This is a genomic window from Bradyrhizobium zhengyangense (assembly GCF_022012435.1).
Lineage (GTDB): Bacteria > Pseudomonadota > Alphaproteobacteria > Rhizobiales > Xanthobacteraceae > Bradyrhizobium > Bradyrhizobium zhengyangense.
This window is the reverse complement of sequence record NZ_JAKLUA010000005.1, coordinates 459,290-481,738: the sequence shown is the minus strand read 5'-3', so window position 1 is coordinate 481,738 and position 22,449 is coordinate 459,290. Positions and strand designations below refer to the sequence as shown.

Genomic DNA, 22,449 nt, shown 5'->3' with positions numbered 1-22,449 from the left:
GCGGATCTTTCCGAGAAAGTTGGCGCCAATGTGCAGGAGGTTGCCCGCGGCATTGGCCTCGACAACCGCATCGGCACAAAATTCCTGCACGCCGGTCCCGGCTTCGGCGGCTCCTGCTTCCCGAAGGACACCAAGGCGCTGATCAAGATCGCGCAGGACTACGACGTCAACTTGCGCATCGTTGAATCCGTGCTCGCGGTCAACGAGAACCGCAAGCGCGCGATGGCACGTAAAGTGAGCCAGGCGCTCGGCGGCTCCTTGCGCGGCAAGACCATCGCGGTGCTCGGCCTGACTTTCAAGCCCGACACCGACGACATGCGCGATGCGCCGTCGATTCCGCTCGTCACCGGTCTGCTCGACATGGGCGCGAAGGTGAAGGCCTTCGATCCCGTCGGCATGGAGCAGGCCAAGGGCGAGCTGCCCGGCATCACCTATTGCGAAGATGCCTATTCCTGCGCGCAAGGTGCCGATGCGGTCGTCGTCGTCACCGAATGGACGCAGTTTCGCGGCCTCGATCTCGACCGGCTGAAGGCGACCATGGCCCAACCCGTCGTCATCGACCTCCGCAACATCTTCCGCCCCGAGGACATGGCTGCCGCCGGCTTCACCTATGAGAGCGTCGGCCGCCCGCCTGTGCAGGGTTGACCATTGACCACTGCGCATAATTCCGTCATGGCCGGGACGAGCCCTGGGCATGACGAGTGGATAGGCCTTGCCCCGCACTTTCGATACGCCCCTCCCGATCGATGCCGTGCTCGGCGATTTGTCGCGCACCATGGAGGCGCACAACGCAGCCGTACTGGTGGCGCCGCCCGGGGCCGGCAAGACCACGCGCGTGCCGCTGGCGCTGCTCGATGCGCCCTGGGCCAAGGGCAAGAAGATCATCGTGCTGGAGCCCCGGCGCATCGCGGCACGGGCCAGCGCCGACCGCATGGCCAAGTCGCTCGGCGAGCGCGCGGGTGAGACCGTCGGCTACCGCGTTCGCTTCGGCTCGAAAATCTCCCGTGCAACGCGCATCGAGGTCGTGACCGAAGGCATTTTTACCCGCCAGATCCTCGACGACCCTGAACTGTCAGGCGTTGCCGCCATCCTGTTCGACGAATTCCACGAGCGCTCGCTCGATGCCGATCTCGGCCTTGCGCTGGCGCGCGACGCGCAACTGGGCTTGCGTGAGGATCTGCGGATCCTGGTGATGTCGGCGACGCTCGATGGCGCACGTGTCGCAAGGTTGCTCGGCGAAGCGCCGGTCGTCGAGAGCGAGGGGCGGGCGTTTCCGGTCGAGACCCGCTATCTCGGCCGCAAGGCGGATGCACCGGTCGAGCGGCAAATGGCGGATGCGATTGCCTCGGCGCTCCGAGCCGACAGTGGCTCGGTGCTGGCGTTCCTGCCGGGCGCCGCCGAAATCCGTCGTACGCAGAATTTCCTGGCCGAGCGCGTGCAAGACGCTTCCACCGAGATCGTGCCGCTGTTCGGCGCGCTCGATGCCGCCGTGCAGGATCGCGCCATTTCTCCCGCACCCAGGGGCATGCGCAAGGTCGTGCTCGCGACCTCGATCGCGGAGACCTCGCTCACCATCGAAGGCGTGCGCATCGTCGTCGATTCCGGTCTTGCCCGCGTGCCACGCTACGAGCCCGATATCGGCCTGACGCGGCTCGAGACCGTGCGTGCTTCGCGCGCTGCGGTCGACCAGCGCCGCGGTCGCGCCGGCCGTACCGAGCCTGGCATCTGCTACAGGCTCTGGGACGAACCGCAGACGGCGTCGCTGGCGCCCTATACGCAGCCGGAAATTCTCAGCGCCGATCTCTCCTCGCTGGTGCTCGATCTTGCACAATGGGGCGTCGCCGATCCGGCCGCGCTGTCGTTCCTCGATCCGCCGCCGCAGCCGGCCTGGAAGGAAGCCAAAAGCCTGCTCACCGAGCTCAACGCGCTCGACAGCGACGGCCGCATCACCGCTGAGGGCAAGAGCCTGCGCGCGCTGGCGCTGCCGCCGCGGCTGGCGCGCATGATCGTGGATTCGCATCGCGCGGGGTGCGGCGAGGAAGCGGCCGAGATCGCAGCTGTTATCACCGAGCGCGGGCTCGGCGGCGACAGCGCGGATCTCGAGCTCCGGCGCGACCAGTTCCGCCGCGACCGTTCGCCGCGGGCCGCGAGCGCGCGCGATATGGCGCGACGCTGGGCCTCGCAGGTGGCAGCCTCCGAGAAGCCGGGTCAGCAGGAGGATCTCTCGACCGGCCTGATGCTCGCTTATGCTTTCCCGGACCGTGTCGCGCGCAACCGCGGCAATGGCAGCTTCGTGCTCGCCAACGGTCGTGGCGCCGCAGTGGAGCAAACCTCGTCGCTCGCTCGCGCACCCTACATCGCGATCGGCGAGATGACCGGCACAGCTGCGAGCGGCCGCATCCTGCTCGCCGCGCCAATCGCCGAAGCTGACATCGAGCGGCACTTTGCCGAGCACATCGAGAGCGTCGACGAGATCTCCTTCGACCGCGGCGCGATGTCGCTGCGCGCACGGCGCAAGCGCGTGCTGCAAGCGATCACGCTGTCCGAGGTCACGCTTTCGGTGTCACCCTCGGAAGACACTGCGCGCATCTTCGCTGACGGACTGATCGCTGTGGGCCTCGACCGGTTGCCCTGGTCGAAGGCCGCCAAGCAATGGCGCGACCGCGTGATGTTTTTGCGCAAGGCCGAGGGCGAGAGCTGGCCTGATCTGTCGGACGACGGATTGATCGCGCGGCGCGACGATTGGCTGGTGCCGGCGCTCTACGACAAAATCGCGTTCAAGGACATTTCCGCCGGCGATCTCTCCGATGCGCTGATGGCGCTGTTGCCATGGGAGATGCGCGCGCGGCTCGATCGCGAGGCGCCGACCCATTTCGAGGCGCCGACGGGAAGCGTGCTGGCAATCGATTACGAGGCCGAGCAGGGGCCGACCATCGCCGTGCGGCTGCAGGAATTGTTCGGTCTCAACACCCATCCGTCGATCGCCGCCGGCAAGGTGCCCTTGGTGCTTGAGCTGCTGTCGCCGGCGCAGCGCCCGGTGCAGGTGACGCGCGATCTCCCCGGCTTCTGGCGCGGCAGCTACGCCGCCGTCCGCTCCGACCTGCGCGGCCGCTACCCGCGCCATCCCTGGCCGGACGATCCGGCGACCGCACTGCCGACCCGCCGGGCCAAGCCGCGCGGGACGTGAAGCCGTATTATTAACCGTCCGCTCATCCTTTTCGTCAAAATAGCACCGGCGTTGCTGCGACCTCGCTCGCAGCAGGGCGCGTCGCGTGGTGAAATCGCGCGTTCGGCTCGGAAGTGGTGTGATGCGTAACATTATGATCTTCGCGGCCGTGATGATCGGTCTCGGTACATTCATGGCGCAGATGGCGGACAGGATGAGCTCCGCCTCCGCCACGTCGGCGCCGCACACGACGGTCGCAGTTGCGACCGCCGCGCCGGCCGGCAGCCGCAGCCTCAACATCCCCCGCGACATCCGCGGTCATTTCCAGACAGAGGGCCGCATCGACGGCCAGCGCATCGGTTTCATGGTCGACACCGGCGCCTCCGTGGTGGCGCTGAACGAGACCTCGGCCGCCCGCTTCGGATTGCGTCCCTCGCGCAGCGAGTACAACGCCACGGTCACCACCGCGAACGGCACCATCAAGGCCGCGCGCACCCGCATTGCCATGCTGGATGTCGGCGGCCTCGTCGTGCGCGACGTCGATGCCATGGTGCTGCCGGACGCCGCGCTGTCCGAGAACCTGCTCGGCCTCTCCTTCCTGTCCCGCCTGAAGCGCTTTGAGTACGCCAACGGCCAGATGGTGCTGGAGCAGTAAAAGGGGCCGCATTTCAGCCTCATGATTTCGAAACTGCCCTGAGCGAGCCTGCGGCCGGTAACGCTTTTCCGTTACCAAACTGCCGCAATTATCCGCCATAAGCCTTCATTCCCGCCTTCCGCTGCGCCCTGGCATTCGCTAAGGCTGCATCAATCCCGCCATTTTCACGAGACCGCCTCAATGTTCCCCAAGCCGAAATCCGTCTTGTTGCCCAACACCTACGCCTTCGAATCCGAGCCGATGGTGAAGCCCACGGGTTTCCGCGAATACGACGCGCGGTGGTTGTTCCAGAAGGAAATCAACCTGATGGGGATACAGGCGCTCGGCATGGGCCTCGGCGCGCTGATCGCCGAGCTCGGCGTCAAGCAAGAGATCGTCACCGGCCACGATTTCCGCGGCTATTCGGCCTCGATCAAATATGCGCTGATCTCCGGCTTGATGGCGGCGGGCTGCAAGGTCCACGACATCGGCCTTGCGGTGACGCCGATGGCCTATTTCGCGCAATTCGACCTCGACGTGCCCGCTGTCGCCATGGTCACGGCCTCGCATAACGACAATGGCTGGACCGGCGTGAAGATGGGCGCCAACCGTCCGCTGACCTTCGGCCCTGACGAGATGACACGGCTGAAGGAGATCGTGCTGGGCGCCGAGTTCAAGAACAAGGCCGGCGGCTCCTACCAGTTCCACGAGAACTATCCGGCGCGCTACATCGCCGACCTCACCAATCGCCCAAAGCTCAAGCGCAAGCTCAAGGTCGTCGCGGCCTGCGGCAACGGCACGGCTGGTGCGTTCTCGCCCCAGGTGCTGGAGGCGATCGGCTGCGAGGTGATCCCACTCGACACCGAGCTCGACCACACCTTCCCGAAATACAATCCGAATCCTGAGGACATGGAGATGCTGCACGCGATCCGCGACGCGGTGCTGCATCACAAGGCCGATGTCGGTCTCGGCTTCGACGGCGATGGCGACCGCTGCGGCGTCGTCGACAACACCGGCGAGGAGATCTTTGCCGACAAGGTCGGCGTGATGCTGGCGCGCGACATGTCGGCGATCCACAAGGACGCGCAGTTCATCGTCGACGTGAAGTCGACCGGTCTGTTCATCACCGATCCCGTCTTGCAGAAGCAGGGCGCCAGGACCGCCTATTGGAAGACCGGCCATTCCTACATGAAGCGCCGCACCAACGAGACCGGTGCGCTCGCGGGCTTCGAGAAGTCCGGCCACTTCTTCTTCAACAAGCCGTATGGCCGCGGCTATGACGACGGCCTCGTTTCGGCGATCGCGATCTGCGACATGCTCGACCGTGCGCCCGGCAAGTCGATGGCCGATCTGAAGAATGCGCTGCCGAAGACCTGGTCGTCGCCGACCATGTCGCCGCATTGTGCCGACGAGGTGAAGTACGGTGTCATCGACCAGGTCGTGAAGCATTTCGAAGGCTTGCAGGCGCAGGGCGCCAAGATCGGCGGCCAGTCGATCCGCGATCTCGTCACCGTCAACGGCGTGCGCGTCACGGTCGAGGACGGCAGCTGGGGCTTGGTGCGTGCTTCGTCAAACAAGCCCGAACTGGTCGTCGTGGTCGAGAGCCCGGTCTCCGAGCAGCGCATGCACGACATGTTCGAGATGGTGAACAGCGTGCTGCGTAACCATCCCGAGGTCGGCGAGTACAATCAGAAGATCTGATCTGGCTGCCGCGGTGCACTTACGCCCACCGCATTCATCGCTGTCATCACCCGCGAAAGCGGGTGATCCAGTATTCCAGAGAAGCTAGTGAGATACGGAGACGCCGCGGCGTACTGGAGCGCCCGGTCAAGCCGGGCGATGACAGCTTCCCCGCGGGGCCCTACGCCGTCCGCAGCGATCCCAGGAAGCCATCCACTTCGGCCTTGAGACGGTCGGACTGCGAGGACAGTCCCGCGGCGGCCTGATGCATCTTCGAGGCGGCGGTACCTGCCTCATCGGACGCCTTGCTGACGCTGGCGATGTTGTCGTTCACTTCACGGGTGCCGGTGGCAGCCTGCTGGAGGCTGCCGGCGATCTCGCGGGTTGCGAGACCCTGCTGATCGACCGCAGTCGAGATCTGGCCGGAGATTTCGTCGATCTCGGCGATGGTCGCGCCGATCGCCTGGATGGCGTTGACGGCGTCGCCCGTGGCGCTCTGGATGGTCTGCACCTGGGCCGAGATTTCCTCGGTGGCCTTGGCGGTCTGGTTTGCCAGCGCCTTCACTTCACTCGCGACCACGGCAAAACCCTTGCCGTGCTCACCGGCGCGGGCAGCCTCGATGGTGGCGTTCAAGGCCAGGAGATTGGTCTGGCTTGCGATGTTCTGGATCAGCGTGACGACCTCGCCGATCTTCTGCGTGCCGCTGGCAAGGCCTTCGACCACCTGATTGGTGCGGCGGGCTTCGTCCGCGGCACGGGCGGCGATCTCGGCGGAGCGTGCGACCTGCTGCGTGATGCTGGTGACCGATGCGGTGAGCTCCTCGGTCGCGGCGGCCACCGTCTCGACATTGCCGGAGGCCCGGTTCGAGGCCGCAGCCGCGGCCGCAGTCTGACGCGCGGTATCGGCGCTGTTGTTGCTCATCGCGGACGACAGCTGCTGCACCTCGCCGGCGGCAATCGCTACCGCCTCGACGATACCGCCGATGCTGCGTTCGAAATTGCTCGCAAGCCGCTGTTTGGCCGCCTCTCGGTCCTGCTCGGCGCGCTGCTCGACCTCATGACGCTCGCTGTTGGCGCGCGCTTCGGCCGCCATCGCCGTCTGGGCCTCGGCAGTCTTCACTGCCGTCGTCTCGAACAGCTCCTGGAGCTTATGCGCGAGCGCGATCAGAACACCGGCCTCGATCAGCAGGATGACCGCATGCAGCACGACGCGACCGAAATCGGAGCCGCCGGTATAGATCGCCGCGGGGAGCAGGAAGTTCAGCGCGATATGATGCAGCGCGACCGCGACCGTCGCCGCGACGATCGGCCGGTAGTCGCAATAGGCGACCGTGCAGGCCAGCGCCGCGAAGAAGTACATGTGCATGTCGATCTGCCAGGGATGTCCCTCGAACTGCCAGGTGAACATCGACACGCCGCTCATGAGAGCAACCGCGAACACGAGGCGGGTGGAGAGGCCATTGCCGGACATGCGCCAGGACAGGGTCGCGGCGAGTGCGAAGATCGTCATGAAGATTGCAGGGGTGAGCCAGGCCTTGCCGAGCGCAAGCCCTATGGTCATGCTGATCGGCACGTGCAGCCAGAGCATCGCGACGAGAATCTTGCTGGTGGTTTGCCGCAGCGATTCCAGTCCGTCGTTCTCGACAACCATTTCATCCTCTCCAGGACTACGTGCCAAATGGCTACCCGCCATCTGGCAATCCACCAAAACATGCTGAGACCGCTTGCGCGTCCATCACGAACCATGCGCCGGCATCATGCAGGCGAGTCAGTCCGTCATGGTCATCCGGGCGGACGACGAGAAGAGTGGGAAGGGCGGTCGCCCTCACGATCGACGCTTGCGCCGATCCCGCAGCCTGAAAGACCTGCTGCGTGCTCCACCAGGGTGGAAACGCAACCGCGACGACCGTCGCGCCCGGACGAACCTGTAAGGTGAGGATGGCCAATGCGATCCAGCCTGCGAGCAGCAATGCAGTCGCATTCGCCCAGGCAGGCCACCGCCGGGACGGAATCGCCGTTCTCCCCTCCATGGCGCGAAGATAGGCGAACGAAACTAACTCTCGGTAAATGCCCGGTTAGGGTCGGTTCCGCTGCACGATTGCCGCCGCTCGCGCGATGGTCGCAGAAATTCAACTGTGGGTGGGCGGTTCTAGCCGCCCGGCGGGCCGAACAGTGCGCGCAGCTTTGCGCCCGCACCGTGCGCCTCCCAGGCATCGGCGAGCATCGCGATCCATTCGCCGAGCGCGATCCGGATCGGGTTGAAGGAGGGCGCACCGCCGACGAGGCCGAAGCGGAGCGGCTGGTCCGTGGGCCGCTCGGCGAAGGTGCCGAACAGGCGGTCGAAGACGATGAGGATGCCGCCATAGTTCTTGTCGAGGCACGCCTCGTTGCAGGCGTGGTGCACGCGATGATGGCTCGGTGTGTTGAGTATCCATTCGAGCGCACCGAGCTTCGGTGCAAAGTCGCTGTGGATGAAGAACTGGTAGAGCAGGTTGATCCCGAGCATCGTCACGATGGCGAAGGGATGGAATCCAATCCAGGCGAGCGGCAGGAAGAAAAGGAAATTGCCCGAAATGTTGCCGGTCCAGCCGAGTCGAATCGCCGCCGTCAGGTTCAGCCGTGTGGTCGAGTGATGCACCGCATGCGTCGCCCACATCCAGCGGATACGGTGCGAGGCGCGGTGCTGCCAATAGTACATAAACTCGCTGCCGACGAACAATCCCGCGAGCGCGAGCGGACCGGATTGCTCGAAGTCGAACAGGCGGTGCTTGTAGAGGAAGGCGAACGGCACGGCGAGTATTCCCGCCTCAACCGCGCGCAGTACGTTCTGCCCCAGCGCGACGCCGAATGACGCAACGCTTTCGCGCCAATCGTGGGTCTCGCGGTGAGCCAATCGGCCAATGCCGTATTCGAGCAGCATCAGGCCAAGCGCGGTCGCCAGGATCAAGCGACGGAGCGTGGGATCGAGCAGGAGTGATGCCGTACTCATCGTGTCCTCCTATTTCGGGGCGACGCCCGCGGTGATCGCGCGCTCTCGCAGCGATTGCGCGCGTGGCATCACTTGCGCGCAAGCGGCGCTGAGCTGGTCGGCATGAGACTTCAGGCAGGCGAGGATGCGTCCGCCACCCGGCGTGACGCTGCTGCACAGGCGGTCATAGTCGGCGCTACATGCGCGCAGCAACAACATTGCCTCGCTCCGCATATCGGCGGGCACCTGGGTCTGCGCGAAACCGGGCGTGGCCATTGCGACCATCAGTGCAGATATGATTGCGATGCGTGCTGGCGAGATGAGGTGAGAGTAGGTGGACATGTCGTTCTCCTGGGCTTTCGAGGGTGCGAGCCGCCGCCGCGCGGGGCAGGCGCGACGACGGCCCGGCCCGGCCTCGCTCAGCGCGAGATCGTGCCGGTGCGGGTGTAGGTGTTGCCGGCGGGGCCGGTGCGGGTGACGTTGCGGCTGCAGCTTCCATTGGCGCAGCTTCCAGTCGCGGTGACGCTGGAGGTACCGCGCGGACCGGTGCCGGTCGCCGATCGCGTCCAGGCATTGGCGTCCGCAGCGGCCGCAACCGACAGGGTGCCGATGACGAGGGTGGTGAGGAAGAGCTTGGTCATGCTCGTCGTCTCCTTGTGGGGCTGCCGTAAGCGGGAGCCGTGCAGGGGAGACTGAGCGGGCGATGTCTGCGCCGCATTGCCGGGACGAAACGATTGTTATGGCAATGTCGGGCGCGTGTAACACTATGTAACAACGCTGCCCGCGCCCTTGCGCGAGCCGTGATGTCATCCACAATGCGGCGATGAATGCGCATCCAGCCACGATTCTCATGGTGGAGGACGATCCCGAGATCAGCCGTCTCGTCGCCGATTTCATGCGGCGCGAGGGGTTCGAGGTCGCCTGTGTCGGCGACGGCAAGGCGATGGATGCGATGCTTCAGCGGTTGCGGCCTGACATCGTGATCCTCGACCTGATGCTGCCGGGCGAGGACGGGCTTTCGATCTGTCGCCGCTTGCGCGCAGACGATTCCGTCCCGATCCTGATGCTGACCGCCAAGAGCGACGAGATCGATCGCGTGGTCGGCCTGGAGATGGGTGCCGACGATTATCTCGCAAAGCCGTTCGGTCCGCGCGAGTTGCTGGCGCGGGTCCGAGCCATCCTCCGCCGCAGCAATGGCATCATCGCAAAGCCGCTGGTCCGGCGATTTGCGTTCGACCGCTTCGTGATTGATCTCGATGCGCGCAGCGTCGAGGCGATTGAGGCCGAGGCGCTGCAATTGACCAGCGCCGAATTCGACCTGCTCGGCTGCTTCGTGCAGCGGCCGCGCCGGGTACTGACCCGCGACCAGATCCTCGACTGGACGCGGGGACGTTCGGCCGAGCCGTTCGACCACACCGTCGACATGCTGATCTCGCGGCTTCGCAGGAAGCTCGACGGTGCCAGCCCCGGCTCCAATCTCATCACGACGGTGCGAAACGGCGGCTATCTGTTCACCGCGACCGTCAGGCAGGTGTCGTGATGCTGCGCGTCACGCTGGCGGCGCGGCTGGCCCTGATCGGCTTGATCGGCTTTAGCGTAGTGGTCACCGTCGTCGTGGCGATCTTCTATCGCACCACCGTTCATGAGAACGAGCTGACCCGGCCGACGCCCGAACGCCTCGATGCGCTGGCTTCGCTGCTCGAGCGCACGGCCATTGCCTCGCGGCAGTCCGTGCTGGATGCCGTGTCCTCACCACAATTCATGGTGCGGGTCATGCCGTCGGCTACACCGGTCGATGGCGAGACGCCGGAGCAGCAGCAAAAGCTGCGCGAGACCTATGCCGCCGGCCTGTCGGGACGCTCGGTCGAGATCGTGTCGCCACCCGACCACCGTGTCGCGCGCATGTTTCCCCGCATCGCGCGGCTGATGGCCAATGCCATCGAATTCCGGATCGGCCTGCACAGCGGCGAGCTCCTGATCATCGATGCCTATACCCGCCTGCCGGTCACCCCGCTCGGCCTGCCCGTCGGTTTCGGCGCGGGTCTGTTCGGCTCGATCGTGGCCCTGCTGGCGCTGCTGGTCATGCAGCGCGAGACGCGGCCATTGGCGCAACTCGCCGCCGCCGTCGATCGCGTCGATCTGTCGGCCGATCCGCCACCGCTGCCGGATGCGCGCCGCAGCGCGCCCGAAATACGCGCCGTCATTGCCGCGTTCAACCGCTTGCAGGGGCGGCTCGCGGAGATGCTGCGCGCGCGCATGACGCTGGTTGGCGGCATCGCCCATGATGTCAGGACGTTCGCGACCAGGCTGCGGTTGCGCGTCGAGCACATCCCCGATGATGCCGAGCGGCAGCGGGCGGTTGCCGATATCGACGACATGATCCGGCTGCTCGACGACGCGCTGCTGTCGACGCGGGCCGGCGCCGGTGGCCTGTCGCAGGAGATGGTCGAGTTCGTTGCGCTGATCGCCGCCGAAGTGCACGATCGCCGCGCGCAGGGAGCCCCGGTCGATTTGGTGACGGACGCGCATGCGCGGGATACGATCGTGCTCGGGGATCGACTGGCGCTGCGGCGGATCCTCGCCAACATTATCGACAACGCACTCGCCTACGGTCATGCCGCACAGGTTCGCGCGGCGCTGAAGGACGGCGCCATTGTCGTGTCGATCGACGACGAGGGGCCGGGCATTCCGGCCGATCAGCGGCAGGCGGTGCTGGAGCCGTTCCACCGGCTGGAAAAGTCGCGCAATCGCGCGACCGGCGGCGCCGGCCTTGGCCTTGCCGTGGCGCGCAGCCTCGTCGAGGCGCATGGCGGCACGATCGATATCGCCGCGGCTCCGAGCGGGGGCACGCGGGTAACTGTCGCGCTGCCGATGTTTCAGCCAGCCTAAAGCGTTTTCAAGCGAAGTGGATACCGGTTCGCGCGAAGAAAACGCGTCAAAATAAGAATTAAGTGTCAGGCCGCGACCACCGCCGGGATCGGCAGCGCCGTCACCGACTTGATCTTCTCCATCGCGAATCGCGAGGTGACGTTCTTGAGCGGCACGGCGCTGATCAGCTTCTTGTAGAAGATGTCATAGGCCTGCATGTCCGCGACCACGACGCGCAGCATGTAATCGACGTCACCGGCCATGCGGTAGAATTCCATCACTTCGGGCATGGCGCTGACGGCTTCGGCGAATTTCTTCAGCCAGGCGTCGGAATGATCGGAGCTCTCAACCGAGACGAATACGGAGATGCCGAGCCCGATCTTGTTCTGGTCGACCAGCGCCACGCGCTTCAGGATCACGCCGTCGGCCTCGAGGCGCTGGATGCGCTTCCAGCAGGGGGTCGAGGACAGTCCGACACGGTCGCCGATTTCGGCAACGGACAGTGAGGCGTCCTCCTGGAGGACCATCAGGATCTTTCGATCGATGGCGTCGAGCCGGCGGCTGGTCTCGGGGATCTGGACAGCAACATCAGTCATTTGAAGAACTTTGTTCCAATTTAAGGGCCGATTTCCCTGATATAGAGAAAATCTTTCTATAGCAAGTCCATAATCGTAGCGTGTCCCCGCAATAGGGCTAACGCCTATCCTGCAAAAACGCTTCAACTTCAATACGTTGCGGTGCGGCCATGCCACCACCATGGCGCGTGCATTTCAGCGCCGCAGCGGCCGCGGCGAATCGCAGCGCCTCGCGCACGCTGCCACGCTCGGCGAGGCGAAGCGTGAAGGCGCCATGGAAGACATCGCCGGCGCCGAGCGTGTCCACTGCCTCGACCGGAAAAGCTGGCGTCTCCTCCAGCTGGCCGACCTCGTCCAGCCAGATCGTGCCACGCGGGCCGCGGGTGGCGGCGAGGAAAGCTGGCGTGAGTTTGGCGAGCCGCCTCAGCGCTTCGCTGTCGTCTTCGACGCTGGCGGTCTCCTGCGCCTGCTCGCTGGCAAACAGCAGATGTGAGGCGACCGTAAGCAAGCCGTCCGTCAGCTCCATCGCGCGATCGACGCCGACGACGACAGGAATGCCGCGACGGCGCGCCTCGGTGCAGAGATCGATGCAGAAGGCGCCGCAGCGGCTCTCGACGAGCACTGCCTGGCAACCCGCGAGCAGTTCGTCGGCATCGGATAGCTTTACGCTCCACAGCGCGGGATCGCGGTAGATCGTCAGCGTTCGTTCGCCAGACGCGTCGATGATGATCGCCGAGACGGGCGTGGTCGCGCCAGGGATGCGCACGATGTGCCCGGTCTCGATCCCCTCGGCAGCCATCCGCTCGAGAATGAAGCCGCTCGACGTCTCCAGCGCATCGCCCATCGGCCCCGCAAACGCGACGCGGCCGCCGAGCCGCGCCATCGCGATCGCGGCGTTGAGCGCGTTGCCGCCGCAGATCTCAGCAAGATGCGTCGCGTTCGCCTTGCTGCCGCGCTCCGGCACGGCCTCCACCCGGAAGGTGAGGTCGCGCACGGGAATGCCGATGCACAGGATGCGCGGCGCGATCGCAGAGTGCGCCATCGGCCGCCTCAGATCTTGTCGTGCACCCAGCGACCGAGCAGGTGATGCGCGATCGCAAACGGATGCGGTCCGGCAAGTCCGTCCGGATGCGTCCGTTTCAGCATCAGCGCCGCCTCTTCGCGCGTGAACCAGCGTGCGTCCTCCAGCTCGGAATGGTCGACCACGATGTCCTCGTTCAGCGCCCGCGCGCTGCAGCCGATCATCAGCGACGACGGATAGGGCCAGGGCTGCGTCATGTAATACTGCACGTCCGTGCAGCGAATGCCTGACTCCTCCAGGATTTCGCGACGCACCGCATCCTCGATGGTTTCGGCGGCCTCGACGAAGCCGGCGAGGCACGAAAACATGCCCGGCGGAAACTGCTTCTGGCGGCCGAGCAGGCATTTGTCGCCCGAGGCGACGTGCATGATCACGACCGGGTCGGTGCGGGGAAAATGCTCGGCCTTGCACGCCGGGCATTCGCGCTTCCAGCCGCCTTCTTTCATCGCGCTGCGGGTGCCGCAATTGGCGCAATAGCCGTGGCGCTGGTGCCAGCCGACCATCGACTTTGCCATCGCAATCGCCGACAGCTCGTCGGGCGGGATCGCGCCCTGCATCGCCATGCCGCGCAGCTCGGTGACGGTGTAGTCCTCGCGGCCGATGAGTTTCTCGGCAGCGGCCTGTGCCAGGCCCATGCCGAAGATCGCCGCGCCGTCGCGCAAGCCCAGAAAGATCGTGCCCGGGTTGGCGCCGCATTTCAGCGCTTCGTCGATCGACAGCAGCGCACGCGCCTTGTCGCCCTCGCGCTTCACCAGCAGCGAGTCGCGGTAGACGACATAGGCGCGCGACGACGACTTCTGCTCCATCGCGAACAGCTTTTCGTCGTCGCGGCGCAGATGCGCGGCGCGATCGAGGATGTTGGTGACGAAGGCCGGCTGCCCCAGCGGAAACGAGTCAAATGCTGACATTTCTTGTTCTTTCAACCCAACCAGATTTTCTTGCGAAGCGCGCTGATGAAATTCTGTACCTCGGTGGCATCGTGCGCCAGCGGCTTCATCACGCCCCAGACCGGCCGCGGCCAGGCGGCATCGCTGGTGCGGCGTGCGATGATGTGAATGTGAAGCTGCGGCACGAGATTGCCGAGCGCCGCGACATTGAGCTTGTCGCATTTGGTGATCTCCTTCAGCGCGCGCGAGACGCGGGAGATCTCCGTCATCAGCTGTGCCTGCTGTACCTCGTCGAGATCGATGATCTCGACCGCATCGGCGCGTCGCGGCACCAGCAGCAGCCAGGGATAATGCGCGTCCTTGATGACCAGCACCTTCGACAGCGGCAGATCGCCAATGTCGATGGTGTCCTCTTTCAGGCGGGAGTGCAGCGACCAGGCAGGTTCGGGCATGGAGGTTTCCGGATGGCCCGATGGGGTCGGGCGTGCTGGGTCGGACCATACGATAGGGAGTTGGCGAGGGGAAGGATTGGGCTCCGCTCTTGCTGCATACACGCTCGTCGTCCCGGACAAGCGCGCCCAAAGAGCGCGCCGGGACGACGACCGAGTTTTTGCCGTGCCGGTGGCTGCCTTACGCCTCCGCCAGAACCCGCGCGTTGCCTCGAATCGAGGCCTCGCTCACGCGAATCCCGAGACCCGGCCCATCGGGCACGACGACGTGACCTCCGCGGTTGGCCACGCGCTCTTCCAGCACGTCCTCGGTCAACACGTGGTGCGGCATGTAGAATTCGCAGCCGAGCGAGATGCCCGGTGTTGCCGCGATCAGCTGTGTCCCAGCGGCAAGACCAATGCCGCCTTCCCATAGCGTGCCGCCATAGCCGGGCAGGCCGGCGATGTCGGCGATCGCCATGATCGCCTGCGCCTCGAACAGGCCACCGGCCTTCATCAGCTTGATGGAGACGGCATCGGCCGCCTCGCGGCGCGCCACCTCCATCATGTCGCGGCGGTCGAAGCAGCTTTCATCTGCGAGCACGGGCGTTTCCAGCGCCGCGGTAAGCTGCGCCATCACGTCGAGGAATTTGCGCGGCACCGGCTGCTCGATGAAGGTCGGCGCGAATTCCTCGACATCGCGCAGGATCTTGATCGCGCCGAACGGCGCCAGCGCCTGGTTGTAGTCGACGCGCAGATCGACCTTGTCACCAAATTCCTTCCGGATCGCCTCGAGATGACCGAGGTCCTCGCGATGCGGCTTCACGCCGGTCTTGACCTTGTAGATGACATTGCCTTCAGGAACCATCTTTCGCATGCGTTCGAGATCGGCGGCGAAATCCGGATCGGCGATCGAAAAGGAAAGGGGGATGGTATCGCGCACCCGGCCGCCAAGGAGATCGGCGACCGACAGCCCCGACGATTTGCCGACGATGTCGAGCAGCGCCATCTCGATCGCGACTTTTGCTTCGGCATGGCCGACCAGTGCGCGATCGAGCTCCGCCATCAGCGCGCGGACGCGCCGTACGGGTTTGCCGAGCAGGATCGGCCGCAGATAAATGTCGAGCGCCGAGAACGCCGCTTCAGGCGTTCCCGTAAAGACCTCCCACGGCGCCGCCTCGCCCCAGCCGACCACGCCGTCGCTGGAGGTCAGCTCGATCAACACGCGCTTCACCGTGCCCTTGACGTTGCCGACGCCCTGCAGGCGCGCCATCTTGATCGGGCTTTCGATCAGGAACAGGCGGAGGTGTTGGATGGTTGCTTCGGTCAAGTCAGGCCTCCATTGACGTGCCAGACCTGGCCGGTGACGTAGGATGCTTTCGGGGATGCCAGGAAGGCGACGATCTCGGCGACCTCGTCCGGCCGCCCGCGGCGGCGCATCGGGATCAGCGCTTCCGTTGCGGCAATCTGCTCGGGCGACAGCCGGCTCTCGCTCGGCTTGTCCTTGACGATCAGGCCGGGGGCCACCGCATTGACGGTGATGCCGTCCGTCGCGAGCTCGACTGCGGCGAGCCGCACCAGCGCTTCGAGCGCGGAGCGGCTCGCGGCCGTTGCCGCAAACGGCGCGAATTCAGGCCGGATGGCGTGTGCCACGAAGGACGATACCGCCACGATCCGTGCATCTTGGCCGGCGCGTAACAGAGGAAGTGCGGCTCCGACCATCCGCGTGAACGCGAGCGCCGATTCGTCCATCGCTTTCCGGAAATGGTCCGCGGGCGTGCCGATGGCGCTGCCGCGGCGGGCGTGGCCGCCGATGAGAACCAGTCCATCGAGCCGGCCGAAGGCGGTTTGCGTGGCGGCGATGGCATCGGTCGCGGCTGTTTCCTCGGCAAGATCGCCAAGGCATTTGGCGACCGCGGCGCCCTTTGCTTCGGCTTCCGCTGCGGTGGCATCGAGTCCCGTGGCGTTCGAGCGCGTGTGCAGCAGCAGCGCCGTGCCGGGTGCGGCAAGCAGCTTTGCGGTGGCGCGGCCGATGCCGCTGGCGGCACCGGTGACGAGATAGACGCGAGTGATCTCGGACATCACAGTGTCGCGTTCGCCGGCGGCAGCGCGCCGGTGCGGTGGAAATGGCTGAGGAAGGCGCGCGTCGCGGCTTCGCTGGGATTGTCGATCACCTGCCGCGCTGGGCCTTCCTCGACCACGACACCGTCGCGCATGAAGATGAGGCGGTCGGCGACCTCGCGGGCAAAGGCAATCTCGTGGGTCACGATCACCATGGTCATGCCTTCGGAAGCCAGCTGCTGGATCACGCTTAGCACCTCGCCGACGAGCTCCGGATCGAGCGCCGACGTCGCCTCGTCGAACAGCATCACATCAGGCTCCATCGCAAGCGCGCGCGCGATCGCGACGCGCTGCTTCTGGCCGCCGGACAGCGTTGCCGGATATTGGTCCGCCTTCTCCGCAAGGCCAACTTTGGCAAGCTGCGCGCGTGCGAGCTTTTCGGCGTCGGCCTTGGCCATGCGCCGGACCGTGACGGGCCCCTCCATCACGTTCTGAAGCGTCGTCATGTGCGGGAACAGATTGAAGTGCTGGAATACCATGCCGGTGGTGGCGCGGAATTTTGCGAGCGTCCTCACATCGGGAAGCTTCGAACCGTCGCCGAACGCGAAGCGCGTGTCGCCGACGCGGACGCTGCCGCCGTCGGGCACGACCAGGAGATTGATGCAGCGGAGCAGAGTCGATTTGCCCGAGCCTGATGGCCCGATCAACGCCACGACGCCACCCTTGGCGACGTCGAGACTAATGTTCTTCAGGACTTCGTTGCTGCCAAAGCTTTTGCGAAGGCCACGAATCTCGATTTTCGAAATGGTCTTGGACGTGTCGCTCATTCGCTGACCGCCAGTCGCTTCTCGCCGCGGCGGACGATGATGGTGAGCGGGATCAGGATCGCCGCATAGGCGACCGCAACCGCCGTGTAGGTCTCCAGCGGCCGGTAGCTGTCATGCGCTGCAACCTGGCTTTGATAAACCAGATCCGGCACGGCCAGCACCGAGACCAGCGAGGTGTTCTTGAACTGGATGATCGACTGGTTCATCAGCGCCGGGATCATGCGCTTGATCGCCTGCGGCAGCACGATGCGTCGCATGCTCTGGCCCGGTGTCATGCCGAGCGCGGCGCCGGCTTCCGACTGGCCCTTGTCGATCGAGATGATGCCGCCGCGGATGATCTCCGAATAGAACGAGCCGCCATAGAGCGACAGCGCCAGCGCCGACGCGGTGATCGGCGTCATCTCGACGCCGGCCAGGATCGGCAGTGCGTAGTAGAACCAGATCAGCTGCACCAGGATCGGCGTGCAGCGGAACGCCTCGATGAAGGTGAGGGCGGTGAGGCGTACCGCCTTGAAGCGCGACAGGCTGCCGAACGCCCCGAACAGGCCGAAGACGAGGCCAAGCACCACGATCACCACGGTGAAGCCGACGGTGACGCCAAGCCCGTTGAGAAAGAGCCAGCGATAGCTCCAGAGGATGCCGAAGTCCCACTGATACATGCGTGTTTAACTCGTCGTACGCCTAGTCGCTGGCATTGTCGTTCCGGGGCTCGCGTCGCGAGAACCCGGAACCTCGAGATTCCGGGTTCGATGCTTCGCATCGCCCCGGAATGACGGTGGAAAGCTTACAACGAAACGCCCGGCGGAATGTCCGCCTCGGTCACGCCCACCAGCTCCATGTTGGTGATGATGGCGTTGCGGATGAAGCCGAGGCCCTTGTTGAAGTCGATCCAGGTGTTGACGTAGTCGCGCCAGGTCTTGTCGTTCTCGCGCCGGAAGCCGGCATTCGACGTCGTCGCGAAGATCGGCGTCGGCAGCACGAACTGGCCGAGCGAGGGGTTCTTCTTCAGCACGGTCAGCGACAGCATGGTGATGAGGCACTGCGCGTCGACACGGCCGGTCTGCAGCGCGGCGGTGGCATCGTCGGCGGTCTTCAGGCGCGAGATCTGCGCCTTCGGCGTCAGGCGGCTGACGACCTGGTCGTGCGAGGAGCCCTGGTCGACCGCGATCTTGATATCGGGCGAGTTCAGCTCGGCCCAGCTCTTCGGCTTGAAGTCCTTCTTGCAGAGGATGCCGAAGGCGTTGTTGAAAACAGGCACCGAGAAGTCGATCACCAGCGCGCGCTTCGGGGTCGGATTGAGGCCGAAGAAGATGTCGATCTTGTTGGACTGCAGATCGAGCACCGAATTGCCCCAGGTGGTCTCGGTGATCTCGAGCTCCGCCTCCATGTCGTCGGCCAGCCCCTTGGCGATGTCGATGTAGAAGCCCTTCCACTGGCCGCTGGAAAGATCCTTCATATAATAGGGCGCGCCGCCGCCGACCGCACCGATCCGCATCTTCTTGGTGCGGCGGATGCGGGCGAAGGTCGATTCGTTGGGATCAGCCGCCTGGGCCACGGCCGGAGAGGCCAGCGCGCTCGCGGTCGCCGCGCCGATGGCGCCAAGTCCGACAATCGATGCAACATCACGACGTGTAACCATTGGGATCAATCGCTTTTCTGGTTAGGTGGAATTCCGGCAGCGTTCTTACCAAGGCGGCCTTGGTAGCGGAAGCACAGCCTATCGGCTGGGCAGACCCGGAATTGCCCGGATGCTAGGCAAGATCAAGTGGGCCAATGTGATACCCGCTTGCTTTCCGCTCCCTTTGGCCCCAAATAGGGGCCGGGAGATTGGCGGTGGACGAGCCACTCGCCAACCGGGTCAGGTCCGGAAGGAAGCAGCCCTAACGAGGTCCGGATCGGGTCGCTCGTCAGTCTCCTACCTGTTTTTTCGAGCGAATTGCGCTGGCGGGGCCTCCCGCTGGCGCGCTCATGTCCGCAAAAGCCAGCCGAGAGACATTCCATTGCGGATTGACCGATGACCGACGCTGGCGCCCCTCCACCTCCTGATCGCGCCGGCCCGGCCGGCAACGCGCCTTATCGGGTGCTGGCGCGGAAATACCGCCCCTCAAGCTTCGACGATCTGATCGGCCAGGAGGCCGTGGTCCGCACCGTCTCCAATGCCTTCGAGACCGGGCGGATTCCGCAGGCCTGGATCCTCACCGGCGTCCGCGGTGTCGGCAAGACCACCACTGCGCGCATCCTTGCCCGTGCACTCAACTACGAGATGCCGGATGGCTCGGTGAAAGGCCCGACCATCCACATGCCGACGCTAGGCGTGCATTGCCAGGCGATCATGGAAAGCCGGCACATGGACGTGCTGGAGATGGACGCCGCCTCGCATACCGGCGTCGACGACGTCCGTCAGATCAATGACAGCGTGCGCTACGCGCCGGCCAGTGCCCGCTACAAAGTCTACATCATCGACGAAGTCCACATGCTGTCGACGGCGGCGTTCAACGCCTTCCTGAAGACGCTGGAGGAGCCGCCGGAACACGCCAAATTCGTGTTCGCGACGACCGAGATCCGCAAGGTCCCGGTCACGGTGCTGTCGCGCTGCCAGCGCTTCGACCTGCGCCGTGTCGAGGCCGACGTGCTGATGAAGCACCTCGCCAACATTGCCGCCAAGGAAAATGTCGAGATCGAGCCCGAGGCACTCGGCATCATCGCGCGCGCGGCCGAAGGCTCGGTGCGCGATTCGCTGTCGCTGCTCGACCAGGCGATCGCGCATGCGGCCGGCGCCGTGAAGGCGGACGCGGTCAGGCAGATGCTGGGCCTTGCGGACCGCACCCGCGTCATCGATCTCTTCGAGTCGCTGGCGCGCGGCGATATCGCCGCTGCGTTCAAGGAGTTCCGCGATCAGTACGACGTCGGCGCCGATCCGATCGTCGTGCTCTCCGACCTCGCCGAGTTCGTCAATTTCGTCACTCGCGTGAAAATCATTCCGGCGACCGCCGACAACGTCGCCTATGGCGAGACCGAGCGCGTGCGTGCGAAGGACTTCGCCTCCAAGATCTCGATGCGCGTGCTGTCGCGGATGTGGCAGATGCTGCTCAAGGGCATCACCGAGGTGCAGGGCGCGACGCGTCCGGCTGCTGCTGCCGAGATGGTGCTGGTGCGCATCGCCTATGTCGCCGATTTGCCGACGCCGGACGAAGCGATCCGGATGCTGGAGCAGAACGGCGGCGGCTCGCAGATTGTGAGCGGCAGTGCCGCGCGCAGCAGCGCGCCGGCTGCGCCGACGGCCTCCGCCGCGCCCGCCCCGCCAGCCGCGCCGGTTCGCATGCCGATGTCATCGCCATCAACGTTCGGCGGCGGGGCCCGGCCGCAGATGGCGGCGCCCGCGCCGGATCCGCAAGGCGCAACACCTCAGCTGCGTGTCACCAGCTTCACCCAGCTCGTCGCACTCGCGGGTCAGAAGCGCGACCTCATGACCAAGAGCGCGCTCGAAGGCGACATGCGCCTCGTTCGTTTCGAGGAAGGCCGACTGGAGGTCGCGCTCGAGCCGAACGCCTCCAAGACCATGATCTCCGAGCTCGCGCGCAAGTTCGAGCTGTGGACCGGTCGGCGCTGGACCATCATTGTTTCCAATGAGCAAGGCCAGGCGACGCTGCGTTCGGTGAGCCAGGCCGCCAAGCAGGAACATGCGCGCAATGCCGAGGCTGACCCGCGCGTGCAGGAGGTGCTGTCGCGCTTCCCCGGTACCAAGGTCGTCGAGGTCCGCAGGCTTGCCCCCGAGGCGCCGGAATCCAATGATAACGCCGACTACGGCTCTGACGATCTGCCCGACGGTTCCGACGCCGACGATCTCTGAGCCAATCTTTGAGGACGAAAACCCATGGCTGATTTTCTCGGCATGATGAAGCAGGCGGCGCAGCTGCAATCCAAGATGCAGGAGATGCAGGAGCAGCTCGGCAATGTGGAGGTCGAGGGCATTTCCGGCGGCGGTCTCGTCGCCGTGCGCATGACCGCCAAGATGGACGTCAAGGGCGTCAAGATCGATCCCTCGCTGATGAAGGCGGAAGAACGCGAGGTTCTGGAAGATCTGCTCGTGACTGCCCTCAGTGATGCTCGCCGCAAGGCGGAGGCCGCGATGCAGGAGAAGATGCAGTCGCTGACCGGCGGGCTCGGCCTGCCGCCGGGGCTGTTCGGCCAGTAACATGGGCGCGGTTGCAGGTCCTGAAATCGAGCGGCTGGTTCAGCTTCTCGCACGGCTGCCGGGTTTGGGTCCGCGCTCCGCGCGGCGCGCGGCGCTGCATCTGATCAAGAAGCGCGAAGCGCTGATGATGCCGCTGTCGTCGGCCTTGCAGGTTGCGCTGGACAAGGTCCAGGTCTGCAAGACCTGCGGCAATATCGACACGCAAAATCCCTGCACGGTCTGCACCGATCCGAAGCGCGATCCCGCCATCATCGTCGTCGTCGCCGATGTCGCCGATCTCTGGGCGCTGGAGCGTGCCAATGCGACGCAAGGGCGCTATCACGTGCTCGGCGCGACGCTGTCACCGCTCGATGGCGTCGGTCCGCAGGATCTCACCATCGACGCGCTGGTGGCGCGCGCGCATGCGGCCGAGGTGCACGAGATCATTCTGGCGCTGAATGCAACTGTCGACGGCCAGACCACCGCGCACTACATCACCGACCTGCTTCAGGACGCCAACGTCAAGGTCACCCGGCTGGCCCATGGGGTGCCCGTCGGCGGCGAGCTTGATTATCTCGATGAGGGCACGCTATCGGCCGCGATGCGGCAGCGGACCCTGTTCTAGCCACAGACCTACGGAACGGACGACATGACGAAACGATTCGCCACACGATCGGCTTTGGCCGCGACGATGCTGCTGCTCGTGACACCGGCCATCGGCGCCGCGCAGGAGGACGATGGTGCGCCGCCGCCCTCGAAGCCCGGCAAGCCGATCAGTGCCGGCGAGGTGCTGTCGGGCGAGCTCAACGCCATGAAGATTCGCGACGTCAAGAACGCCGGCAAGCGTGTTGCGATGTACCAGATCACCTCAGAGCCGCGCCGCCTGCCGGCGCCGAACGGGCTGTGCGATCTGGAGACCGGACCTGAGACGTTCCAGCTCGTCACCTCCAGCGACGCGCAGGCCTCGCAGCTGAAATCCTTCGTCGGCAAGGAGATCTCGGTGAAGGTGGATGAGGTCGCCTGCGCCAGCGATCCCGGCCAGATGAGTGAAGCCGTGGTGACGAAGTGGAGTTTGGTGAAGAAGTAAGGGCGGCGAGACG

The 22,449-nt window shown here is 65.3% G+C and carries 24 protein-coding genes and 1 other RNA gene; 11 read left to right on the top strand and 14 right to left on the bottom strand.

What is annotated here, in order from left to right; translation table 11 throughout:
- From L6637_RS19400 to L6637_RS19385, 4 genes are all read left to right on the top strand, one after another.
- Positions 1 to 645: nucleotide sugar dehydrogenase (locus tag L6637_RS19400; protein ID WP_237871687.1), on the top strand; the 645-nt coding region annotated here is incomplete at its 5' end.
- A gap of 67 nt (positions 646 to 712) precedes the next feature.
- A complete protein-coding gene (gene hrpB / locus L6637_RS19395; RefSeq protein ID WP_237859809.1) occupies positions 713 to 3,187 on the top strand; it encodes an ATP-dependent helicase HrpB in 2,475 nt (824 codons plus the stop codon).
- Positions 3,188 to 3,308: 121 nt separating this feature from the next.
- Positions 3,309 to 3,821, top strand: coding sequence for a TIGR02281 family clan AA aspartic protease (locus L6637_RS19390; protein WP_237859806.1), 513 nt, complete (start codon positions 3,309 to 3,311; stop codon positions 3,819 to 3,821).
- A gap of 180 nt (positions 3,822 to 4,001) precedes the next feature.
- Entirely contained in the window at positions 4,002 to 5,501 is a 1,500-nt protein-coding gene (locus L6637_RS19385) for a phosphomannomutase/phosphoglucomutase (protein WP_237859805.1), read from the top strand.
- Positions 5,502 to 5,661: 160 nt separating this feature from the next.
- On the opposite strand, the gene L6637_RS19380 is transcribed toward L6637_RS19385, so the two are convergent.
- The 5 genes from L6637_RS19380 to L6637_RS19360 form a co-directional block, all read right to left on the bottom strand.
- Positions 5,662 to 7,131, bottom strand: a complete 1,470-nt coding sequence (locus L6637_RS19380) for a methyl-accepting chemotaxis protein (RefSeq protein ID WP_237859804.1) — start codon at positions 7,129 to 7,131, stop codon at positions 5,662 to 5,664.
- A gap of 31 nt (positions 7,132 to 7,162) precedes the next feature.
- On the bottom strand, positions 7,163 to 7,450 hold the full coding sequence (locus L6637_RS19375) for a hypothetical protein (RefSeq protein ID WP_333909391.1): 288 nt from the start codon (positions 7,448 to 7,450) through the stop codon (positions 7,163 to 7,165).
- Between the two features lie 179 nt (positions 7,451 to 7,629).
- Positions 7,630 to 8,469, bottom strand: a complete 840-nt coding sequence (locus L6637_RS19370) for a sterol desaturase family protein (protein ID WP_237859802.1) — start codon at positions 8,467 to 8,469, stop codon at positions 7,630 to 7,632.
- Between the two features lie 9 nt (positions 8,470 to 8,478).
- Positions 8,479 to 8,790 carry a cysteine rich repeat-containing protein gene (locus L6637_RS19365; protein ID WP_237859801.1) on the bottom strand — a complete coding sequence of 104 codons (312 nt, stop codon included), beginning with the start codon at positions 8,788 to 8,790 and terminating at the stop codon, positions 8,479 to 8,481.
- Positions 8,791 to 8,867: 77 nt separating this feature from the next.
- Entirely contained in the window at positions 8,868 to 9,089 is a 222-nt protein-coding gene (locus L6637_RS19360; RefSeq protein WP_237859799.1) for a hypothetical protein, read from the bottom strand.
- Positions 9,090 to 9,271: 182 nt separating this feature from the next.
- On the opposite strand from L6637_RS19360, the gene L6637_RS19355 reads away from it, so the two are divergent.
- Both L6637_RS19355 and L6637_RS19350 read left to right on the top strand, forming a co-directional pair.
- Positions 9,272 to 9,988 carry a response regulator gene (locus L6637_RS19355; RefSeq protein ID WP_237859797.1) on the top strand — a complete coding sequence of 239 codons (717 nt, stop codon included), beginning with the start codon at positions 9,272 to 9,274 and terminating at the stop codon, positions 9,986 to 9,988.
- On the top strand, positions 9,988 to 11,337 hold the full coding sequence (locus L6637_RS19350; protein WP_237859795.1) for a sensor histidine kinase: 1,350 nt from the start codon (positions 9,988 to 9,990) through the stop codon (positions 11,335 to 11,337). Before L6637_RS19355 ends, L6637_RS19350 begins: the two co-directional genes overlap by 1 nt.
- A 65-nt stretch (positions 11,338 to 11,402) precedes the next feature.
- On the opposite strand, the gene L6637_RS19345 is transcribed toward L6637_RS19350, so the two are convergent.
- The 9 genes from L6637_RS19345 to L6637_RS19305 form a co-directional block, all read right to left on the bottom strand.
- Positions 11,403 to 11,912 carry an Lrp/AsnC family transcriptional regulator gene (locus tag L6637_RS19345; RefSeq protein ID WP_063693182.1) on the bottom strand — a complete coding sequence of 170 codons (510 nt, stop codon included), beginning with the start codon at positions 11,910 to 11,912 and terminating at the stop codon, positions 11,403 to 11,405.
- 97 nt (positions 11,913 to 12,009) lie between these two features.
- Complete coding sequence (locus L6637_RS19340; RefSeq protein ID WP_237859793.1) at positions 12,010 to 12,933, bottom strand: sugar kinase; 924 nt, start codon at positions 12,931 to 12,933, stop codon at positions 12,010 to 12,012.
- An 8-nt stretch (positions 12,934 to 12,941) separates the two neighbouring features.
- Positions 12,942 to 13,880 carry an NAD(+) diphosphatase gene (gene nudC / locus L6637_RS19335; RefSeq protein ID WP_237859791.1) on the bottom strand — a complete coding sequence of 313 codons (939 nt, stop codon included), beginning with the start codon at positions 13,878 to 13,880 and terminating at the stop codon, positions 12,942 to 12,944.
- An 11-nt stretch (positions 13,881 to 13,891) separates the two neighbouring features.
- Positions 13,892 to 14,311 carry an HIT domain-containing protein gene (locus L6637_RS19330; protein WP_237859789.1) on the bottom strand — a complete coding sequence of 140 codons (420 nt, stop codon included), beginning with the start codon at positions 14,309 to 14,311 and terminating at the stop codon, positions 13,892 to 13,894.
- A 178-nt stretch (positions 14,312 to 14,489) separates the two neighbouring features.
- Positions 14,490 to 15,617, bottom strand: coding sequence for a muconate cycloisomerase family protein (locus L6637_RS19325; protein WP_237859788.1), 1,128 nt, complete (start codon positions 15,615 to 15,617; stop codon positions 14,490 to 14,492).
- Positions 15,614 to 16,369: an SDR family NAD(P)-dependent oxidoreductase gene (locus L6637_RS19320; protein ID WP_237859785.1), complete on the bottom strand. Its 756-nt coding sequence runs from the start codon at positions 16,367 to 16,369 to the stop codon at positions 15,614 to 15,616. Before L6637_RS19320 ends, L6637_RS19325 begins: the two co-directional genes overlap by 4 nt.
- Positions 16,369 to 17,175 (bottom strand): amino acid ABC transporter ATP-binding protein, encoded by an 807-nt coding sequence (locus L6637_RS19315; RefSeq protein ID WP_237859783.1) that lies wholly within the window; start codon positions 17,173 to 17,175, stop codon positions 16,369 to 16,371. Before L6637_RS19315 ends, L6637_RS19320 begins: the two co-directional genes overlap by 1 nt.
- The gene (locus L6637_RS19310; RefSeq protein WP_129275997.1) at positions 17,172 to 17,834 is read right to left on the bottom strand and encodes an amino acid ABC transporter permease; all 663 of its coding nucleotides are present in this window, start codon (positions 17,832 to 17,834) and stop codon (positions 17,172 to 17,174) included. The genes L6637_RS19315 and L6637_RS19310 overlap by 4 nt, the downstream gene beginning before the upstream one ends.
- A gap of 125 nt (positions 17,835 to 17,959) precedes the next feature.
- Positions 17,960 to 18,814 (bottom strand): transporter substrate-binding domain-containing protein, encoded by an 855-nt coding sequence (locus L6637_RS19305; RefSeq protein WP_237859780.1) that lies wholly within the window; start codon positions 18,812 to 18,814, stop codon positions 17,960 to 17,962.
- Positions 18,815 to 18,997: 183 nt separating this feature from the next.
- Between L6637_RS19305 and ffs the strand changes: the two genes are divergently transcribed.
- From ffs to L6637_RS19280, 5 genes are all read left to right on the top strand, one after another.
- Positions 18,998 to 19,094, top strand: an RNA gene (ffs, locus tag L6637_RS19300) — signal recognition particle sRNA small type.
- A gap of 95 nt (positions 19,095 to 19,189) precedes the next feature.
- Positions 19,190 to 21,025 (top strand): DNA polymerase III subunit gamma/tau, encoded by a 1,836-nt coding sequence (locus L6637_RS19295; protein ID WP_237859778.1) that lies wholly within the window; start codon positions 19,190 to 19,192, stop codon positions 21,023 to 21,025.
- A 24-nt stretch (positions 21,026 to 21,049) separates the two neighbouring features.
- On the top strand, positions 21,050 to 21,370 hold the full coding sequence (locus L6637_RS19290) for a YbaB/EbfC family nucleoid-associated protein (protein ID WP_194465837.1): 321 nt from the start codon (positions 21,050 to 21,052) through the stop codon (positions 21,368 to 21,370).
- A 1-nt stretch (position 21,371) separates the two neighbouring features.
- Positions 21,372 to 21,974: a recombination mediator RecR gene (gene recR / locus L6637_RS19285; RefSeq protein WP_027561562.1), complete on the top strand. Its 603-nt coding sequence runs from the start codon at positions 21,372 to 21,374 to the stop codon at positions 21,972 to 21,974.
- 24 nt (positions 21,975 to 21,998) lie between these two features.
- Positions 21,999 to 22,436 carry a hypothetical protein gene (locus L6637_RS19280; protein WP_237859775.1) on the top strand — a complete coding sequence of 146 codons (438 nt, stop codon included), beginning with the start codon at positions 21,999 to 22,001 and terminating at the stop codon, positions 22,434 to 22,436.
- Positions 22,437 to 22,449: the final 13 nt, after the last annotated feature.

What these genes read in the sequence shown, in the direction of transcription:
- L6637_RS19390 (WP_237859806.1), top strand. Translation starts at nt 3,309, where the DNA reads ATGCGTAACATTATGATCTTCGCGGCCGTGATGATCGGTCTCGGTACA.
- L6637_RS19385 (WP_237859805.1), top strand. Translation starts at nt 4,002, where the DNA reads ATGTTCCCCAAGCCGAAATCCGTCTTGTTGCCCAACACCTACGCCTTC.
- L6637_RS19380 (WP_237859804.1), bottom strand. Translation starts at nt 7,131, where the DNA reads ATGGTTGTCGAGAACGACGGACTGGAATCGCTGCGGCAAACCACCAGC.
- L6637_RS19370 (WP_237859802.1), bottom strand. Translation starts at nt 8,469, where the DNA reads ATGAGTACGGCATCACTCCTGCTCGATCCCACGCTCCGTCGCTTGATC.
- L6637_RS19365 (WP_237859801.1), bottom strand. Translation starts at nt 8,790, where the DNA reads ATGTCCACCTACTCTCACCTCATCTCGCCAGCACGCATCGCAATCATA.
- L6637_RS19360 (WP_237859799.1), bottom strand. Translation starts at nt 9,089, where the DNA reads ATGACCAAGCTCTTCCTCACCACCCTCGTCATCGGCACCCTGTCGGTT.
- L6637_RS19355 (WP_237859797.1), top strand. Translation starts at nt 9,272, where the DNA reads ATGAATGCGCATCCAGCCACGATTCTCATGGTGGAGGACGATCCCGAG.
- L6637_RS19350 (WP_237859795.1), top strand. Translation starts at nt 9,988, where the DNA reads ATGCTGCGCGTCACGCTGGCGGCGCGGCTGGCCCTGATCGGCTTGATC.
- L6637_RS19345 (WP_063693182.1), bottom strand. Translation starts at nt 11,912, where the DNA reads ATGACTGATGTTGCTGTCCAGATCCCCGAGACCAGCCGCCGGCTCGAC.
- L6637_RS19340 (WP_237859793.1), bottom strand. Translation starts at nt 12,933, where the DNA reads ATGGCGCACTCTGCGATCGCGCCGCGCATCCTGTGCATCGGCATTCCC.
- nudC (WP_237859791.1), bottom strand. Translation starts at nt 13,880, where the DNA reads ATGTCAGCATTTGACTCGTTTCCGCTGGGGCAGCCGGCCTTCGTCACC.
- L6637_RS19330 (WP_237859789.1), bottom strand. Translation starts at nt 14,311, where the DNA reads ATGCCCGAACCTGCCTGGTCGCTGCACTCCCGCCTGAAAGAGGACACC.
- L6637_RS19320 (WP_237859785.1), bottom strand. Translation starts at nt 16,369, where the DNA reads ATGTCCGAGATCACTCGCGTCTATCTCGTCACCGGTGCCGCCAGCGGC.
- L6637_RS19315 (WP_237859783.1), bottom strand. Translation starts at nt 17,175, where the DNA reads ATGAGCGACACGTCCAAGACCATTTCGAAAATCGAGATTCGTGGCCTT.
- L6637_RS19310 (WP_129275997.1), bottom strand. Translation starts at nt 17,834, where the DNA reads ATGTATCAGTGGGACTTCGGCATCCTCTGGAGCTATCGCTGGCTCTTT.
- L6637_RS19305 (WP_237859780.1), bottom strand. Translation starts at nt 18,814, where the DNA reads ATGGTTACACGTCGTGATGTTGCATCGATTGTCGGACTTGGCGCCATC.
- L6637_RS19295 (WP_237859778.1), top strand. Translation starts at nt 19,190, where the DNA reads ATGACCGACGCTGGCGCCCCTCCACCTCCTGATCGCGCCGGCCCGGCC.
- L6637_RS19290 (WP_194465837.1), top strand. Translation starts at nt 21,050, where the DNA reads ATGGCTGATTTTCTCGGCATGATGAAGCAGGCGGCGCAGCTGCAATCC.
- recR (WP_027561562.1), top strand. Translation starts at nt 21,372, where the DNA reads ATGGGCGCGGTTGCAGGTCCTGAAATCGAGCGGCTGGTTCAGCTTCTC.
- L6637_RS19280 (WP_237859775.1), top strand. Translation starts at nt 21,999, where the DNA reads ATGACGAAACGATTCGCCACACGATCGGCTTTGGCCGCGACGATGCTG.